This window comes from Candidatus Avelusimicrobium luingense (genome assembly GCF_902757105.1).
GTDB classification, from domain to species: domain Bacteria; phylum Elusimicrobiota; class Elusimicrobia; order Elusimicrobiales; family Elusimicrobiaceae; genus Avelusimicrobium; species Avelusimicrobium luingense.
Map to the genome: position 1 here is coordinate 241,865 of NZ_CACVTK010000001.1, position 18,488 is coordinate 260,352.

An 18,488-nucleotide genomic window follows, 5' to 3' on the forward strand; every position below is an offset into this window, starting at 1 on the left:
TTACTGGCCGATAGCCTTGTACCCGTGGATTTCCACCCACACGTCGCCTTTTTCGTCAAAGACGTACGCATCGTGGGATGTTTTGCCGTCTGCCGTATAACCGCGGCTGACGCCATACAAATACAACTGCGCAGGCGGAAGTTCATTTTTCAAAATAGCCACTTCATCAATTGCATCGGGAAGCGTCATTTTGTTTTCTACCGTCATATCTTGGAAACCACAGCATTGGAACGCGGCTTCAATCAACATTGGGTTAGCCAGTAGCGTGCGCGGCCCGTCAAGCCATTGGGGGCGCGGTGTGGTATTATACAACGCCAAAGAACCCGTTGTATCTACCCGCAATATACCGCCCAACACTTGAAACGACGGCCCATGGAAATACTTTTTATAGATTTCTTCTTTACTTACACTGACTGGATCGTGTATGTTCGCCAACGCGGCGGCTTTTACATTATCCCACGTAGAAACAAAGTTTGCTAACGTATGGGCTGTAAAATGGCGGCGGGTGTTACCCATTTTAATTCCTTTGCTATTGATAAAGTCAGACTCAATTTCCATATTTACGTCTGCCCCTTGCACTTTACCAATGACGCGCACCGCTTGTGGGCGACGGCGCAAGAGTTTAATAGGCAAGTAGAAATGGACGTCTTTCAACCCGTGCGGGACATGGCCCGTTAATGCCGTAGCGGTTTGGACAAAGGTTTCAATGCCCATGACACCTGGCACATAAGGGGTGCCTTCAATAGCGTGGTCGGCTAAATACGGGTCGGACTCTAAATTAAATTCCTTTTCCGTATGGATTTCCGCCCCCGGAGTGACCGCAGTTACCGTTCCCAAAAAATGTGTGGCTTTGGAAACATCGGGTTTAGCAGACGCGGTAGGAGCCACCGACGGGGCCGGCGTATTGTTGACCGGAGTAGTTGCGGACGGAGTGGAAGTCGTCGGCGTAGGCGCAAGCGTGTTGCCGGCACCGGACGGCACGATTTCATCCATTTCCGTACGGAGTTGGTGGTCCCAATCCAAGTTACCGAGAGCGCCCGTCAGTACGATTTCCGGTACCGTTCCATAAACGATTTCGTCTAAGAAAATCTGCATACCGTCTTCGGGGTCCACAAAGTCCACGCCGTTAGCGCGTAAGAATTGTTCTACACCGGCGCGCACCCCCATACCGACATTTTTGTAAGCGCTCATGGCAATCGCAATGGCGCGGTAGCCTTGGTTGGTCAGCGAGAAGGCTGATTTGGCTAAATAGTCGTTGGCACTTGCATAATCGCTTTGACCGAGGTTACCGTATTTACCCGCAATAGATGAGGCAAATGCGAAGAACCCACCGTCACGCACGATATTATTAGCAAGGAACAGAGCAAAACTGGTGGCTTTTACGTCAAAGATACGGTAATATTCCGCCGGATCTTTATCGTAAATAAGTTTAGAGCGTTCCAACCCCGCAAAGTGGATAAGTCCGTCCACACGGCTGTTTTTGGCTTTGATTTTCGTGCAGACTTCTTTGACCATGGAACTGTTGGTTACGTCACAATGGTAATACTCCACTTCCGCGCCCAAATCGCGCAGTTTTTGCAAGTTGTTATAGAGAGTCACCGAATCTTTCACGCGCCCAAACGCCCGTTCTAACATCACCGGGGTAGCACGCTTAGTGGTATCGGCTTTCATTTCTTCCCATAACTGCTTTTTGAGCATCGCCAGTTCGGCTTCGTTCATTTTGGCCCATAACGGTGTTTTTTCTTGCAGTTCAATAATATCTAATACGATAATTTTGCTGTGATATTGGGCAGCGATTTTTTGAGCCAGCATTGCTCCGATACCGCGGCCCGAACCGGTAAATATAATCGTTTTTCCGGTTAAATCACACCGTTTGACACTTCTGTCCAAACGAACAGGAACGGATAAAATCGTCGTCCGTTCGCCACCGCGCGTACCGATCATCAGGCGCATATCGCCATGCAAGACTTCATCCATGGTTTTTTGAGCCATTTCATCGGGGGTGACAGTCGGTTCAAAGTCTAACAATTTAGCAATCGCTCCGGTGTGTTCGTACACGTCGCGGCGGAAACAGGTTGTGCCGCCACACAAGGCACCCGTAATGGGGTTAAACTCATCTTTGGTCGTGTAACCGAACGTACCGTCAATCTTGGTATTTACGGCAAAGAATGTATCGGCATCCGTGCGGTTGGCGAGTCCTTTTTCAAACACACGCAAGGCAATAAACAGCGGCATTACGTATTTAGTTAATTCGTTATGCGGGCTGACTTTTTTGTCAAACTTTTTGACGTTCGCGCCGAGCAAATACACAATACCTTGCACGTTGGGATCTTCCTGTGCGTACTCTTTGAGTGCGGCTTCTGTTTCTTCATACGATTCCCAATTTACAATAGTCGTATTTTTGCTGCGCGTTTTAAGAGTAGTGAAAATATGATATTTCACACCGAGTTCTTTACATTCTTCCTGATATGCTTTAATAAGTTGGGCATTATCGGCAAAGATAAGAACCGTGCGGTCTTTGGACAACCGGCGGTTTTCACGCACGGACAAAGGCGCAGGAGCCACTACCGTTACATGACGCAGTTTCTTTTCGTGGCAGTGTTCTCCGGCGTATCCTTCGCGCTCGGGCCGTTCGGCTAATGATTCGCGTACTTGCACCGGAGCGGTGGGATTAGTGGTCAACATTTCTTCCGTCGGTTTACCGATTTCTCCGGCAGACGGAACGGCTTCTTCCACTTTTTCCACATGAATTTCCGGGAGCGCCGATCCTTGCGAAACAGGGGTTTGTGTCACGGGAGTCGGCTCTACCGTTGCCGTTTGTACCGGGGTAACTACCGGAGTAGCCGGAGTTTCAACCGGGGTTTGCGCTTGCTCGACAGGCGCAGCCGTTTGTGCCGTAGGCGCGGCAGCGGTATGCGACAAGGCAAAATTGATACAGTGTCTAATCGTCGGGTAATCTTTGAGTTGGATACCTTCTTGCGCAACAATACCGTAATGCTCGCGCATCGCGGCAAACAATTCGGCTTGTTTAACGGTATCAATACCCAAGTCGGCCTCCATATCCAAATCAAGATCTAACATATCTTCCGGATAGCCCGTCTTTTCCGCTACCATTTGGACGATTTCTTTGGTAACCGTATTTTCATCTAACGCCGAGGTAGCAACCGGAGCAACCGCTAACGGAGAAACAGCCGGGGCTACTTGCACCGGAGCGGGCGTTGCTTGCACGGGTGTTTCAGCGACGGTTTCAACCGGAGTTTGAACAGGTTGTTCCGCAACCGGAGTTACCACAGGTGTAAGTGTTACAGAAGTAGAAACGGTCGGGGCAGATTGCGCGGAAGAGGCAGCCCCCATCGCATGCGTTAATACGAATTGGATACAATGTCTAATGGTCGGATAATCTTTGAGTTGGATACCGTCTTGCGCAACAATACCGTAATATTCGCGCATTGCGGCAAACAATTCGGCTTGTTTAACCGTATCAATACCCAAGTCGGCTTCCATATCCAAATCAAGGTCTAACATATCTTCCGGATATCCTGTCTTTTCCGCTACCATATTAACCACTTCTTTGGTAACGGTCGCTTCATCTAAGGATTTCGGCGCAACGGGCGCGGATGTAGTTGCCGGCGTTACGACCGGAGTCACCGGAGTTTGTACCGGAATCACCGGGGTTACTTGCGCGGGAGTTACAGGCGCAGTTGCCGCCGCTTGCGGAGTACCCGCATTGGCAATTACATATTTAATACAGTGTCTAATCGTCGGGTAATCTTTGAGTTGGATACCTTCTTGCGTAGCCGTCATGCCGTAGTGTTCGCGCATCGCGGCAAACAATTCGGCTTGTTTAACCGTATCAATACCCAAGTCGGCTTCCATATCCAAATCAAGGTCTAACATATCTTCCGGATAGCCCGTCTTTTCCGCTACCATATTAACCACTTCTTTAGTGACCGTGGCTTCATCTAATACTTTAGGAACGGAAACAGGTGTTGCAGACGGAGCGGGAGTCGGCGTGACAGGGGCCGCCTGCACCGGCGTTTCTACTGCGGTTTGTACCGGAGCGGAAACAGGCGCAGTTGCCGTTGCTTGCGGAGTACCCGCATTGGCAATTACATATTTAATACAGTGTCTAATCGTCGGATAATCTTTGAGTTGGATACCTTCTTGCGTAGCCGTCATGCCGTAGTGTTCGCGCATTGCGGCAAACAATTCGGCTTGTTTAACCGTATCAATACCTAAGTCGGCTTCCATATCCAAATCAAGGTCTAACATGTCTTCCGGATAGCCTGTCTTTTCCGCTACCATATTAACCACTTCTTTGGTAACGGTCGCTTCATCTAATGATTTCGGCGCAACGGGCGCGGGAGCAACCACAGGCGTTACCGCCGCAGTAACAGGCGTCGCAGTGACCGGAGTTTGTACCGGAGTCACCGGGGCTACTTGCGCGGGAGTTACAGGCGCGGTGTGAACTGTGTTAACTTTATCCACAAAGGCTTGCGAACCTTCCATTACTAAGGACGGTTTTACGCCATGGCGGTAATTGTCTTTGACGCGCAAGGTGTTTTGCACCACTTCTAACACCGGGCTTTCTTGACCTGAAATTTGTTTGAGCCAAGCAGCATGTTTGGCCTCATCGCAAATGCGCGGCTCGCCTTCTTGCCATGCTTTTTCTAACAAAGTCATACCTAATTGCGAGCCAAAACCTGCCGCTAAACGAAGCGCATATTTAAAATCGTAATGACCGCCTTTACTTAAGGTAATACCGGTGAGTTCCGGATCGGCTTCTTTAAAGTTGGCAATCGGCGGAACAAGTCCGGTACTTAAGCAACGCACGGCAATAACATCTTCAAGTCCGGCACCCATAGAGTGACCGGTAAAACCTTTTGTATTGCTGACGATCACTTTGCTGACGTTTTCGCCAAATGTAGATTTCAAGGCATATGCTTCGGCACTGGCGGAACCACCGCGTGCGGGCGTATAAGTTTCGTGCGAAATGAAAACGAGTTGTTTAGCAATATCGGCGCGGTTTAAGTTATATTCTTTTTCCGCAGTCGCCACTAAACGGTTCATCACTTTAGCCACGTGATTGACATCAATACGCGTTACATGGAAACCGCTGTTGGCAATTTCGGTAGCGAGTAATTTGGCTAACGGTTTCATACCGCGTTTGATAACTTCGCTTTCTTCTTCTACCACCAAAGAAACAGCCCCCATGCCGACAATCATACCGTTGCGGCGGCGATCAAACGGCAAGGCCGCTTTTGTCACGTCACCTTCGGTCGTGGCGGCACCGGAAGCCAAGAACGCGGTTAAAATCCATTCGGACACATTGTCGTTCGTGATATCATCTGCGCTAATGACAATGACACGTTTACAACGGCCCAGTCTAATCCAATCTTGCGCCACGGATACGGCTTGTGCGGTAGAAGCGCACGCCGCGCTCATGGCCGTCGCCGGGCCGCGGGCACGAATCCATTGACAGAAGTGACAATGGGCAATAATAATGGTCTTTAAGATAAATTCAGAGGTGAACGCTTGCGGTTCAATTTCTTTATCCTTAAAAGTGGTTTGATACCATTCTTCAATTTCCGCTTTTAGAGCCGGGTCGGCAATTTGGGAGATAAATTTGTCACAGAATGCGCGAACTTCTTTAGCCGTCTTATTATTAAGGAGTCCGGTAACGCGTTTAGTTAAGTCCCCCATCATGCTGTTGGCTACCGGGAAAGCCGAGGTAAAGATAACACCGGTTTCATCAATCATATCCGCCGGTAAGCCCCAGCGATCCGGTAAATAACCGCCCGTAGAAGTAGGTTTATAATATAAAACTAACGGAATGCCGGCGTCTTTTAAGGCTAACATTCCCGCCGCAATAGCAAGTTGGAAACTGCGGTCCATAGAGCGTACCCATTTAGCGGGCAAACCAAATTCTTTTTCCAAATCAAACGCTCCGCCTTTGGCCGATAATTTAATGGCTTGAGAAGCGGAAGTAAGGCGTTCAATGCGGTGATTTCCGTCCGGCGATTTGATGACAAATTCTACATGTTTATCAATTTGTTTTTGTTGCGTCTCGGACGAAACGGGCTCAATCATATTGCGACCGGATAAAATTTCATCCAAAATACCTTCGCGGAAAATCTTATCCCAACTGCCGGGGCCGCCTGCGGCAATACCGCTGATAACAACCGATTTGTGTAAATCGGCACGATCATTTGTATGGGCTGCTTGCGGTTTTTCGGCCGGAATTTCTGCAGCCGGTTTAGCAGGCGTTACGGCAAAGGAAACGGGCATTTCCCCTAAACTCTTTTCTACCGGTGTAGCATTGCCGGTCACCCAACCGACAAACGCCGGATTGTAGGTGGTGTTTTGCCCAAAGATATCGGTTCCCGTCCAATCGATGTGGATACCGGAAGAAATCAAGTTGGCAAACAAGTCATTAAATTCCACAATACCGCCTTTTTTGGGATGGTTGGAAGCGAGCACTTTAATATCTTTTTTATCCGCCAGCGTATTGGAAGCAAGTGCGGAAAGCACCCGTTTGGGGCCACATTCCACAAATAAACGTACGCCGGAATCGTAAGTGGTTTTAAGTTGTTTAATCCACTCCACCGAGTGCGAAATTTGCGTGACCATTAAATCTTTGATTTTTTCGGGATCGCTGGGGTAGAACTCAGCCGTTACGTTCGTGGTAATCGGCATTTTGGGCGAGTTAAATTTCAGCGTGTTTAAGAAGGCGCGATATTGCGGCATAGCCGGTTTAATAATATCCGAGTGGAACGCGTGCGAAACAGGAATTTGCACAGCTTGGATACCCATATCGGTAAACATCTTAATGGCGTCATCAATAGATTTAGATGCACCGGCAATTACCGTTTGCGTCGGGCAGTTTTTGTTGGCTACTGCCACATATCCGCTTACGCGCGAAAGTTCCGGCTCTACCCGTTCCACAGGAGCGGCGATAGAAGCCATTTTGCCGTTATCTTCTACGCGAATTTCGCTCATCACTTTTCCGCGTGTGCAAACAGCCTTTAAGCCGTTTTCAAAATCAAAAATTCCCGCGGCAATTGCGGCGGCATATTCGCCTAAACTGTGCCCCATGACTACATCGGGGCGGATACCAAACGAAGAAAGCAAGCGCATCATAGCGATGTCGGCCGTAAGCACAGCCGGTTGCGTCATTTCGGTCCGTTTGATAGCGGCTTCGCGCTCGGCAATTTGTTCTTTCGTTTCACCGGGTTTGCTCCACAAAGTTTCGGTCAAGGTTTGCCCAATGATTTCGGTTAAAAGTTTGTCGGCTTCATCAAAGGTATCTTGGACAATTTTGTATTTAGACGCCAAATCTTTCATCATGTCCACATATTGCGAGCCCTGTCCGGGGAACATAAAGCAGACTTTGGGTTTAATTTCCGTCGGAGTAAACGGATAAATACCTTTCATGCGCAAGTATAAGGATTCTTGCGTCCACACATCTTGCGAAGAAGCGGTTTTCTTAAAAAATTCAATTTTTTCTTTGAGTTTATCCGGGTTTTCTACGTTAATCGTTACCGCAAATTTTTGGGGTTTGGCGATATGATTTTTGTAGGAAATGCTGGGTAAATACGTCGGATCGCTTTGGACCGCCAACAAGGCGCGGTCTAAAACGCTAAATAATTCTTGTTTTGTCGGTGCGGAAAAAGTAAGTACATCACTTTGGATTTTTTCTCCGGGGACATGCAAGATATACGAATTATTCATTTTTACAGACTCCTGTTTGGGGGTTACCGCCGCTTGAACAGCGACCGGTTCTTTATGAAGTAAATTATCGTTCATTTCTTCCAAGGCTACGTGGAAGTTCGTGCCGCCAAAACCAAAGGCGGATACGTTAGCGCGGCGGATTTTTCCATCCGGCCATGCTTGTGCTTGCGTAATAACGCGGAACGGACTGGTGGCCCAATCTACCGCCGGATTGGGGGTTACAAAATTGACAGACGGCGGCAATACTTTGTGGTGTAAGGCGAGTGCGGTTTTAATTAAAGACGCAATACCGGCCGCCGCTTTGGCGTGACCGATTTGGCTTTTTACACTGCCCAGACCAATCGTGCCCGGTTTAGCATACGGCGCAAACAGTTCGTTAAGCGCGGTAAGTTCTACCGCGTCGCCTACGCGCGTGCTGGTACCATGGGCTTCTAATAAACCCACATCACCGGGGGTGTAATCTAATTGTTCAAAAGTTTTTTCTACGGCAATTTTTTGCCCTTTGGGGTTAGGCGCGGTAATGCCTTTGCCTTTACCGTCGGAAGAAGCCCCTACGGCGCGGATCACCGCATATACGCGGTCGCCGTCTTTAACAGCGTCGGACAAGCGTTTCAAGATGACCATACCCGCGCCTTCGGCCATCACAAATCCGTCGGCCTTGGCATCAAACGGGCAAGAACCGTTTTCGGACAGCGCCCCGATTTTACAAAATTTGATATAGGACGCCGGAGCCATCATTTGATCTACCCCACCGACAAGGGCCATATCAAAATTGCCCATACGCAGCCCGTTAACGGCCTGATCTACCGCCGCTAAAGAAGTAGCGCACGCGGCATCTACCGTAAAGTTGGTGCCGTGTAAATCAAACACGTTAGCCACGCGCCCCGCAATGACGTTAGCGAGTTCGCCGGGCATAGAGTCTTCGGTTACCGGCATAAAATTAGCATGAACGCCATCTTCCATTTCATCTAATAATTTCTTTCCGGTTTCCGGCGGCAAAGCGCGGTAGGTGGGCGTATTTTTCAAAATTTCATAATAGACCGGGCGGTTTAAGCGCAAGTTGGAACGGTCATTTTTCATACCGCCCATAGAGTTACCGATAATCACAGCGGTACGGTTGCGGTCAAATTCTTTTTGGGTATATCCCGCATCTTCCAAGGCCATGTTAGCGGTTTCAATAGCCAAATGTTGGACGGTGTCCATTTGTTTGGCAATTTGCGGCGGAATGCGGTATTTTAAGGGATTAAATTTGAAGGAAGCAGGGATAAAGCCACCGATTTTGGAATAGAGTTTGTCTTCGGCTTTGTGATCGGGACTGTAATAGAGCCGCCAATCCCAATAGGACGCGGGAATTTCGGTAATACAATATTTCCCGGTTTGAATATTATTCCAAAACTCATCTTTGTTAAGTGCCTCCGGCATTACGGCGCCAATACCAATAATGGCAATCGGTTCAAGGTTTTTATTTGTCATTTTTTCTCCCTGTTTCTCAAAATTCCAGTTAGATATATTTTATTAAATTTAGCAAGGACAAAACAATTTTTACCACATTTTTTCAGGTTAGGACTTGACAAAACCTAATTTGTCTTATTAGGTTTTTAATGCTTTTGAAAAAGAATTTTGCGGAAAAAAACTTAATTTTTGTTAATTTTCACTCGTAAAGCAGCAAAAAAACAGTAAAATTTTTGAAATTTATGATTAAAAGCAAAATGCCCCGCAAAATTGCGGAGCATGCTGATTTTAAAATAATAATCAATTTTGCATTTAATCAAAACGGTAACCGTTCATAGATCTGGTTTCCTTAAAAGTAGTTATGGGCTCCGTGACAAAGGGAGTCTTTTTACCGGTCATGGCCTGGCACAAACGGTTAGCCCTGTCACTTGTATCAGTAGTATGGGCGTAACAAATACGGGTTGTTCCGCTTGCTTGAATTAAATAATAATATGTTGCATTGATTCGGTAATCGGAACAGCGCGGATAAGATACTGTAGAATGTAAAGCACATCCCCATTGGGCCCCATTACAGGAAAGCGCCTGATTATGTCCCGTACAACCGGCGGGTAATTCCACATCTAATATATCAAAAGCCTGTTCCGTATTTCCCGCCAAATTAGCACGCACTTGCGCATCGGCGATTGCTTTGGTAATCGGCATTAAAGCCGAGTAACGCGCCTTATCCACCGCTAATTGATATTTTGGCAAGGCCACCGCTGCTAATATACCGATAATTAAAACTACCACCAATAATTCTATCAATGTAAATCCACCGAAACGGCCCGATATGTTGTTTTTCATTCTCTTGCTCCTTTTTTATTTCCTTGTTTTATTTTATAAAATCTAGCAAAAAAAAAACGATGTCAAGGCCGCCTTTTATTTCCGTCGGTAAAAAGCACCCGTTTCCAATAAGAAACGGGCATTTGGCATATCAAAAAAAACTTGTAATTTTAACAGACTTGAAAAATAGGACTTGACAAATCAAAAAAAAAAACGATAATAGTTGTAGCAGTAAAAAACGAAAGGAGAAATTTTATGAAAAACAACCATGCATTTACGCTAATTGAATTATTAGTTGTCATACTGATTATCGGTATTTTAGCCAGTGTGGCCTTGCCGCAATATCAAAAGGCAGTGGACAAAAGCCGTTTCAGTAATTTAATGGGCATTACAACCACGCTATCCCAAGCCGCCGAAGTATATTATTTAGCCAACGGGGCATATCCTACCCGATTTGACGTGTTGGACGTGGACGTACCGGCCACATCTGTCAGCGGAGGCACTGCCACTTTCCCATGGGGGTATTGTTATGTTGACGCGGCGGCAATTACGTGTTTGAATGATACCACCCTTAAAAACGGATATATTATTTATCATTCCAATATATCTGACTCTGCCGCCGGACGTAGAGTTTGTTATGCTCTTACAACGCAAGCCAAATCACGCTTTGACCGAGTCTGTGCCGCTTTCGGCCAGTTATACAACCCGTCGGCAGCGTGTTACGGCGGTTCGTGCCGCATATACACTTTATAGCAACCCGCACGCATGAAAAGACGTGCCCAAGCAGATACTAACGGCACATTATAAAACAATGGGCGGCTCAAATAAGAGTCGCCCATTTTCAAAACGTTCAAGCCGAATTTATTTTCCTTTTTCTTCGGCTACTTTCATATTTTCCAAATCTTTAATTAACCCCAACAACGTCGGTTGCAATTTGGTCATAAACTCTTGTTCAAACGTGCTCACACGCGTTTCCAACCGGGCAAGTTGTTTGGCAAGTTCGGCGTTATTTTTCTCGTGACCGACTTTCATTTCTTCCAATTGATATTGGAGCGATTTGATTTTTTCTTTCAAATCGGCCACTTCCAATGAAGCCGTCCCTTGTAACGAATTTAACACCGCCGAGCGCGGTTTATAAGAAGGCTGGCTGGAAGCCGCCACCGTTAATTCTTCCACGGCCGGTTCAAATTCCGTTTCGTGCGCTATCGTAGCGCGGTATTTGGCTGTAAAGACAAATAATAAGATGAAACAAACAACAAATCCGCAAATCTGTAAAATAAGTGTTGTATCTAACATAGTTTAATCATACCATATTTTAAGTTATCTGCGCCGAACAACTACAAAGCACGCAAAAAACACAAAAGCATAAAGAGCGCAGGAAATCAACGTCCGCACTAAAGACCCAAACCCCGGGCCGAAAGCATACACAATACTTCCTAAAATGACAAAGGCAATAAAGCCCGTCAGATTCCATTTCAAGTACATTATTTAATTACCGTCCCCGTTTTACCCGTTTGATAATATACAATGCGGATTTCTACCCCTTTTTCTTTGGCAAGGCGTACCGCATCCGGATGGAGTACACTAGCCCCGTTAAGAGCCAGTTTATACATTTCGTCAAAATCTAATACTTCGTATTTTTGGGCTTGTTGGTTTTTGTTGGGATCAGCCGAATAAACACCGTCCACATCTTTAATCATTTCCACGTGATTGGCGCCCAATTGTGCCGCCAAAAACACCGCCGACACATCCGATCCGCCGCGTTTTAAGGTGGTGATTTCTTTATTCTCGCCAATTCCCTGAAAACCCGCCACTATCGGCACGTGCCCTTCGTTAATTTCATGCACCAAGCGGTCGCCTTTGAGTGTTAAAATATCGGCGCCCGTATGCGAAGATGTTGTAATCAGCCCGATTTGGGACCCGGTCAACGATACCGACGGCACGCCTTTGGCCCGCAACGCAATGGATAAAAGTGCCACGCTGACGCGCTCGCCGGTGGTAATAAGCATATCCAATTCGCGTTTATCGGGTTCCCGGGCAATACTGTAAGCATGATCCAAGAGCACATCCGTCAAATTACCGTTGGCAGATGCAACTACCACCGGAATAAAACCGTCATCATAACGGCTTTTGATTAAGTCAGCCGCTAAAAGTAATTTTTGTTTATTGGCCAGCGTATTGCCGCCGAATTTCATCACACAGATTTTCATATTAGTTAAATAAGTTTATAACCCATCCAATGATAACAGGGCCCAATAAGATTCCACAGACAACTCCGAACGGAATCCATGCATGGGCTTTCCAAGCAATAAAACCGTTAACAAGTAATGATACTGCCAACGCACTTACCGTAGGAATGAAAAACGCCCACAAACCAAACTCATTCGGAATTCCGCCACCGGATTTTTCCATGGGAATCAATCCGGAAGAACAAATTAAAATGCCCAGCACCATAAAAATCAACTGAAAGGCAACAAATATACCCCCCATCAACAATATATACACCCACCAACTGTGCGGAGTATTAACGGTCCATTGAAACAACCTATTCATTGAAATTGTTCTCCCGTTATCAATCCCATTGATTCCGTAGTTTTTTGATAATTTTTTTTACTTCGGGTTTATTTTTCGGATCTATTAAATCAATAAATAATTTACCGTCTAAATGATCGACTTCGTGCTGAAACGCTTTGGCGAGCAACCCGCGCGCACGTTTGGTGTGTTCTTGTCCGTTTTCGTCCAAATACGTAACGGTAACGTCGGTAGCACGCGGCACATCGGCCCACAAACCGGGCAAAGAAAGGCAACCTTCTTCTTCTATTTTTTCACCGCGTTTGGAAATAATTTGCGGGTTAATGATTACATATCTTGTCGGCGGGTCATCTTCTTTTTCGCCGGGTAATAAAATCACGGCCAAACGTAGCGGCAACCCAATTTGGTTGGCAGCCAACCCAACACCGCGCACGGAAAGACACGTTTCTTCCATGTCTTTTAAGAGTTGCGGAAGTTGCGGAGCAATTTCGTCATAATTAACGGGTTTTAACTTTTGGCGCAATACCGGCTCGCCATATTTTGTAATGCGTAAAATAGCCATATATTTAATTATATCATTTAACGGGCAGATAACTGTTGGGCTTTGCGTTCATCGGCCAGTGCCCCTTTTTCGTCCCCTAATGCCCGTTTGGCTTCGGCACGAAGTTGATACCCTTGAATTTTATTACCATCTCGCTGCGTCAACTCAAGCGATTTCGTATAATCGGCAACGGCATTTTGGTAATTTTGCAATTTACTGTTGGAAAAACCTCTGAAAAAATAATACTGGCTCGTTGACGGGGCTTTATCAATAGCATTGGTAAGATACGCTATTGCTTCTTTATATTTTTTCTCTTTCATGCTTACCGAGGCCAAACCAAAGTAAGCATCGTCATTATTCGGATCAATTTCAACGGCCCGGGCATGGTCTTTCACAGCCCCTTTGAAATCTTTCAGAAAATTTTTACACCACCCGCGCTTGTTATAAATAAAACTTCGCATGGAAACGTCCGAAGCATGACATAACTCAAGGGCTTTGGTATAGTCGGCTATCGCCCCTTGAAAATCCTCTTGGTCTTCTTTGACGGCCGCCGCTTGCACATAAGCCGTTACCCCTTGTTCCGAGGACTGTGTTTGCGGTGCATTATCCGATGAACACGCTACGCCCAAAGCAACCAGTAAAATCATCACGAATAGTTTTTTCATTATTTTCTCCTTAAATAAGATGCTATTATGATATAAAATTTTCATGACACCAAAAAATCTTTTCTTTCCGTGCAGAAAAAAGATAAAATACATATAAATGACCGACACCGATTTGCAACAACTATTGGCAGAATTTTCCGGCGGGCGAGAGCCCGGCAAGTCCGATTTTAATGCTTCGCGGATGTTCTCGCTGTTAGAAGATCCTTTCAGTATTTGGTGTTCCTTTCACGCCCCGCAAGAAGAAGCCGTTGCCGAATTTAACCGCTACGAAACACTCAAAGTCCGTACCGACCGCCGCAGCCGCGATGAATGGATCAAACAAGAATTTCCTACGGTTGTTTTTATATCGGGCGAAACGGAAACCGACCGTTTCAAAAACACATTAACCGCTATGGCTGCCGGCAAAGATGCCATCGCCAACGCCGCCTTATGGAATTTACCGGAGTCGGTGTACGGCAATGTAAATTTACTCGTCAAAAAAACCGATTTATCCGGCCGTTTCGGTCCGTTTTATTACGAAATTTATCAGTTCAAACGCGCTCATGACTTAAAAGAACATTATGCTTTACAAGTCTGTTTATTAAATCGCATTTTGGGGCAAATTCAACAAGTTACCCCTGTTCATACGCGTGTACATTTAAAAGGACATTTTATAGAAGTTCCCTACGAGAAACACCGCGAACGCTTAGAGCGCGAACTGACATTTTGGCAAACCATACGCGACGGCAAAGCCAAACCCGAAGCGCACAAACCGCCCAAAGCCGCCAGCGCGCCGTGGCGCGTGTATGCAAATAAAATTGTTGCGCAAAGCAAAGATTTGCTGATGTTACCCGGTCTTAATACCGAAATGCGTCAATGTCTAAAAATCAACGGTATGTTTAATACCGACGATGTCGCCCATGCGGGACTTGCCAAACTGCAAGGAATTTTAGAAGAACCGCACGCCACCAATTCTTTTTACAACGCACAAGCATACTTACATAATAAACCGGTATTGCGTGAAGCAGGACACTTTCCCCCGCCTGAAAAAAAATATAATTTGTATTTTGATTTTGAAGCCACGGAAACGTTTACTAAAGATAATGTATCGTTTGTGTATTTAATCGGCATTTGGGATAAAGAAGAAAATAAATACGTCAGTTTTGTAGCCAAAACACCGCAAGAAGAATTACAGATTTTTGAACAGTTTTATAATTATGTAAAAGATTTCGCCCATACGGCCCTTTATCATTGGACGGAATATGAAGTTAAAAAGATGAAAAAATTAGCCGCCGCCAATCCGTCAAGCGCGGCCCACTTAAATGCCCTGTGCGGGATTTGTTATGATTTGAAAGTGGCCGTCAGCAAAGCATTTTATTTACCCGCGCCGAGTTTTTCACTCAAAGCCGCCGCGCCCGCGTTCGGGTTTAACTGGCGGCAAGACGATTGTGGGGCTATGGATAGTATGGTCTATTTTACCAATTGGCTTAAAACAGGTAATGACGAACTGCTCCAAAAAGTGCTAATGTATAACGAAGACGATTGTAAAGCCATGTTAGATTTGGAAGATAAACTGAAATCGGCAGAAGTATTGCGGATTTCTACTGACGGTAAAATAATTTGAAACTTAAAAGATACATGAGGTTTTTATGCCGCTAAGCGTTGTAAAACAGTATAGTGTGTTTTTAGTTAACGAGCCGGGTACGCTTAAAAACGTAGCCGAAATTTTGATGCGCGAAAAAGTCAATATTATCGCCCTGTCTCAAGGGGTACATTATGACGCCGCCACGTTCCGCCTGGCCATTACCCACGACCAAGAAATCAGCCATATTTTAACACGTGCCGGATTTACCAGCGTCAAGACGGAAGCCATCTGCATTGAAACGAAAGACCGCCCGGGCCTTATTTTGGATATCAGTTCCGTACTGACAAAACAAAACATCAACATCGCGGCCATTTACGGAGCAGTTACATCGGACGGGCAAAGCCGTTGGATAGCCATTGTCAACAATATTACTAAAGCATTAAATGCGTTAGAAGCCTCTAACTTATTTAATTAAATAACGCTTAATTTAATAAAAAAACACCCCGGTTTTCAGCCGGGGTATTTTTTGCAAAAACTACAATCATTTATAACGCAGGATCTTTGTAACCCGCTTCTTTGAACCCCTTGGCGCGCAATTTGCACGAATCACACTTGCCGCAGGGTTTATCGCCACCGGCGTAACAACTCCACGTATATTTAAGCGGTACTTTCAACTTCACCGCCAAGCGGACAATATCAGCTTTGTTCATGTCCATCAGCGGGGCGAGTACCTCAATTCCTTCGCGCACACCGCGGGTAGTACCGCGGTTTAAGGCTTCGCCGGCGGCCTTAAAAAAGCCCGGGGTGCAATCGGGGTAGCCCGAAAAATCTACGGCATTGGGCCCGGCGATAATTGCATCCGCACCGATAGCATCTAATAGCGAGCCGGCAATGGCTAAAAACATCAAGTTGCGCCCCGGCACATACGTAGAAGGCACCCCGGAATGGGAAATTTGCTCTACGGCGTTGTCCGGCAAGGGTTGTTCTTTATCTACCAACGAACTGGTAGCGAGCCAAGGCAATTTTAAATCAATCAAATGATGTTTAATACCCAAATGGCGCGTAATGGCTTGCGCAAAAGCGATTTCGCGGCGGTGGCGTTGTCCATAGGAAACCGTCAACGCTTCGCATTCATAGCCTTGCGAACGCGCCCAATATAAGCACGTGGTGGAATCTAATCCGCCCGAAAATAACACAATCGCTTTTTTGTGTTTAGTTTGTTTAACGGAAGCGGCAGGCGATACATGCGGTTGTGCCGTTTTTCGGACAACCGGTTCAGACGTTTGCGGCAGCGTTTCCGCATGCGATTTTTGTTGAACGGGTTGCGGCTCTTGCGCCACCGGCTCTGTCGTTTGATTTTCTTGCGGCTGGGGCTTAAGATGCGGTTGCGTCTTTCTAAGCGGCAATTTAGTATCCCCATGTTCAAAAACACTCAACTCTAACACACGCTCTTGCGGGCGGTTCGGGTTAGGGGCTTGGGTAATGGGGGCATCTTGCGGGATATCTTCATGTGAAATTTGTTCCCATTTAACGTGCATGGTTTCGTCTTCCGGTACTTGCGTAAACATACCCGGGCGCGGTTTACTGATATTCCACACCGTTTTTCCGTCAGAAAGGTCAATATGCGTTTTAGCGTTTTCGGCGGCAATTTCTTCCGGAGTTTCTTCTCGCTTCGGAGCATCTTTTGCAGATAATTGCTCCGGCTCTGTCGTCGGTTTTGATAATGACATCGGCTCAGGCGTTGAAGATGTTTCGGCCGGTGTGTCTGTTTTACCGGAATTGACCAAATTAGAGAAAAAGCCTTTTAACCCTTTCTTGGGTTCTTGCGGTTTTTCTTGTGTAGGAGTTTTTTCTTCCCCTAAGATAGAAACATTACGCAATTGGGTAGCAGAAGGCCCTTGCGTATTGGTTTTCGGTGATTTTTCCCCCTTCTTTTGTTGAGGGAATTGTTCATCCAACAAATGGGTAGCCAACAAAGTTTTATCTACCATAGGCCGCAAGTCCATTTTGAGCATAGTAGTAAACTGCGGGACTTCTGTAACGGTGCTTTCCAAGTCCGGCAACGAGGCCCAAGCCGGATTAGGCTGGGCACCATACGGAAAACAAACCGCCCAATGGCCTTCTGCCGAACAAACGGCACGCGGCGCTAGAGAAAAATTATCTAAAGTCAATGCTATTTCTAAATCTTGCAATGCCGTAGGAGAACCATTGCGGCGAAATTCCACAAAGCGCACGGTGGTATTAAATTCTTCCAAAAATTTTTCCGGGGTGCTAATATGTTCAACAAATTCCTTAAAGGCTTGGGCAAATAAAAAATCTTCTTCATCTTGTTTGCCCTGAAAAATCGCCGCGGGAACAAGCAGAATATCTTTCTTTGGCGCTAAGGCCGCTTGCACCACCGCACGGAAGTTACAAAATCCTCCCAAAAGAACCGTGGAGGCATTACGTAAGTATTGCAAAGCAAGCCCGGCATCATTAGATACTAAACAAACCGGAGTGCTGTCAGCCAAACGGCTGGCGATATAAGGGGAATCATCTTCATGTTTTAACGAAAGAGCATTCTCTGACAATACGACAAATCCTTTTTGTTTTCCAATAACGGTTTGGGCATTTTGCTCATCCGGGCATACCACTACCGTACGGGAACTGTTTTTAACCAACAAGGCACACACGGTAGTTGCACTGCGTAGCACGTCAATAACGACGGCGGTATCTTTCCATTTCGCACATTCGGCGGTGTTTTTAGCAATTAGTACGTTCATTGGATTGCCCCCAAGACCTTAAAGTCTTCAATGGCCTTTTGATCGGCTTCGGTTAGATTATCTACGTATTTAATAGCATAGATAAACAACGTGACTTGCGGCTCGGTGACACCTTCTGCGGCACTGTTATATTGACCGATTTGGATAGCATCCGCGCCTTTAGATGCAGCAAATTTTTTCCCTTTTTCAATAGCCATTAACAATGATTCGCGGTTAGGCTGTAAATTTTTAATACGAAGTAATCCCAAGTTACCGTACGGGCGTTTCACATCATCTCGCCCTTCTACAATCTCAATATCTTTCGCTTTGGTCGGCGGGAATTCCGGCCCTATCGGGATCCAATCCATATTGGTCTGTTGCAAAGCGGCACAACCGGTTAAAAATACAGCGGCAATCAGTAAAAACTTGATGTGTTTCAT

12 protein-coding genes are annotated in these 18,488 nt (G+C 46.2%); 3 read left to right on the top strand and 9 right to left on the bottom strand.

Annotation, left to right across the window (positions count from 1 at the left end; genetic code table 11):
• On the bottom strand, nt 1-9,204 hold the full coding sequence (locus ACQY3H_RS01185) for an SDR family NAD(P)-dependent oxidoreductase (protein ID WP_428074009.1): 9,204 nt from the start codon (nt 9,202-9,204) through the stop codon (nt 1-3).
• 291 nt (nt 9,205-9,495) lie between these two features.
• Entirely contained in the window at nt 9,496-10,026 is a 531-nt protein-coding gene (locus ACQY3H_RS01190; RefSeq protein ID WP_428074011.1) for a type IV pilin protein, read from the bottom strand.
• Between the two features lie 234 nt (nt 10,027-10,260).
• Here ACQY3H_RS01190 and ACQY3H_RS01195 point away from each other — a divergent pair, with 234 nt between their 5' ends.
• Complete coding sequence (locus tag ACQY3H_RS01195) at nt 10,261-10,758, top strand: type IV pilin protein (protein WP_428074013.1); 498 nt, start codon at nt 10,261-10,263, stop codon at nt 10,756-10,758.
• Between the two features lie 108 nt (nt 10,759-10,866).
• Here the strand turns inward: ACQY3H_RS01195 and ACQY3H_RS01200 are convergent, their stop codons facing one another.
• The 5 genes from ACQY3H_RS01200 to ACQY3H_RS01220 all read right to left on the bottom strand — a co-directional run bounded on the left by ACQY3H_RS01200 (nt 10,867) and on the right by ACQY3H_RS01220 (nt 13,743).
• Nucleotides 10,867-11,301 (bottom strand): hypothetical protein, encoded by a 435-nt coding sequence (locus ACQY3H_RS01200; protein ID WP_428074016.1) that lies wholly within the window; start codon nt 11,299-11,301, stop codon nt 10,867-10,869.
• A gap of 188 nt (nt 11,302-11,489) precedes the next feature.
• Complete coding sequence (locus tag ACQY3H_RS01205) at nt 11,490-12,215, bottom strand: hypothetical protein (RefSeq protein WP_428074018.1); 726 nt, start codon at nt 12,213-12,215, stop codon at nt 11,490-11,492.
• Nucleotide 12,216: 1 nt separating this feature from the next.
• A complete protein-coding gene (locus ACQY3H_RS01210) occupies nt 12,217-12,558 on the bottom strand; it encodes a hypothetical protein (protein WP_428074020.1) in 342 nt (113 codons plus the stop codon).
• A 19-nt stretch (nt 12,559-12,577) separates the two neighbouring features.
• On the bottom strand, nt 12,578-13,099 hold the full coding sequence (gene def, locus ACQY3H_RS01215) for a peptide deformylase (RefSeq protein ID WP_428074022.1): 522 nt from the start codon (nt 13,097-13,099) through the stop codon (nt 12,578-12,580).
• Nucleotides 13,100-13,116: 17 nt separating this feature from the next.
• A complete protein-coding gene (locus ACQY3H_RS01220) occupies nt 13,117-13,743 on the bottom strand; it encodes a tetratricopeptide repeat protein (protein WP_428074024.1) in 627 nt (208 codons plus the stop codon).
• 97 nt (nt 13,744-13,840) lie between these two features.
• Between ACQY3H_RS01220 and ACQY3H_RS01225 the strand changes: the two genes are divergently transcribed.
• Nucleotides 13,841-15,346 (top strand): TM0106 family RecB-like putative nuclease, encoded by a 1,506-nt coding sequence (locus ACQY3H_RS01225; protein ID WP_428074026.1) that lies wholly within the window; start codon nt 13,841-13,843, stop codon nt 15,344-15,346.
• Between the two features lie 25 nt (nt 15,347-15,371).
• On the top strand, nt 15,372-15,782 hold the full coding sequence (locus tag ACQY3H_RS01230; RefSeq protein WP_428074028.1) for an ACT domain-containing protein: 411 nt from the start codon (nt 15,372-15,374) through the stop codon (nt 15,780-15,782).
• 70 nt (nt 15,783-15,852) lie between these two features.
• Here the strand turns inward: ACQY3H_RS01230 and queC are convergent, their stop codons facing one another.
• Nucleotides 15,853-18,069, bottom strand: coding sequence for a 7-cyano-7-deazaguanine synthase QueC (queC, locus tag ACQY3H_RS01235; RefSeq protein WP_428074030.1), 2,217 nt, complete (start codon nt 18,067-18,069; stop codon nt 15,853-15,855).
• Complete coding sequence (locus ACQY3H_RS01240) at nt 18,066-18,488, bottom strand: hypothetical protein (protein WP_428074032.1); 423 nt, start codon at nt 18,486-18,488, stop codon at nt 18,066-18,068. Before ACQY3H_RS01240 ends, queC begins: the two co-directional genes overlap by 4 nt.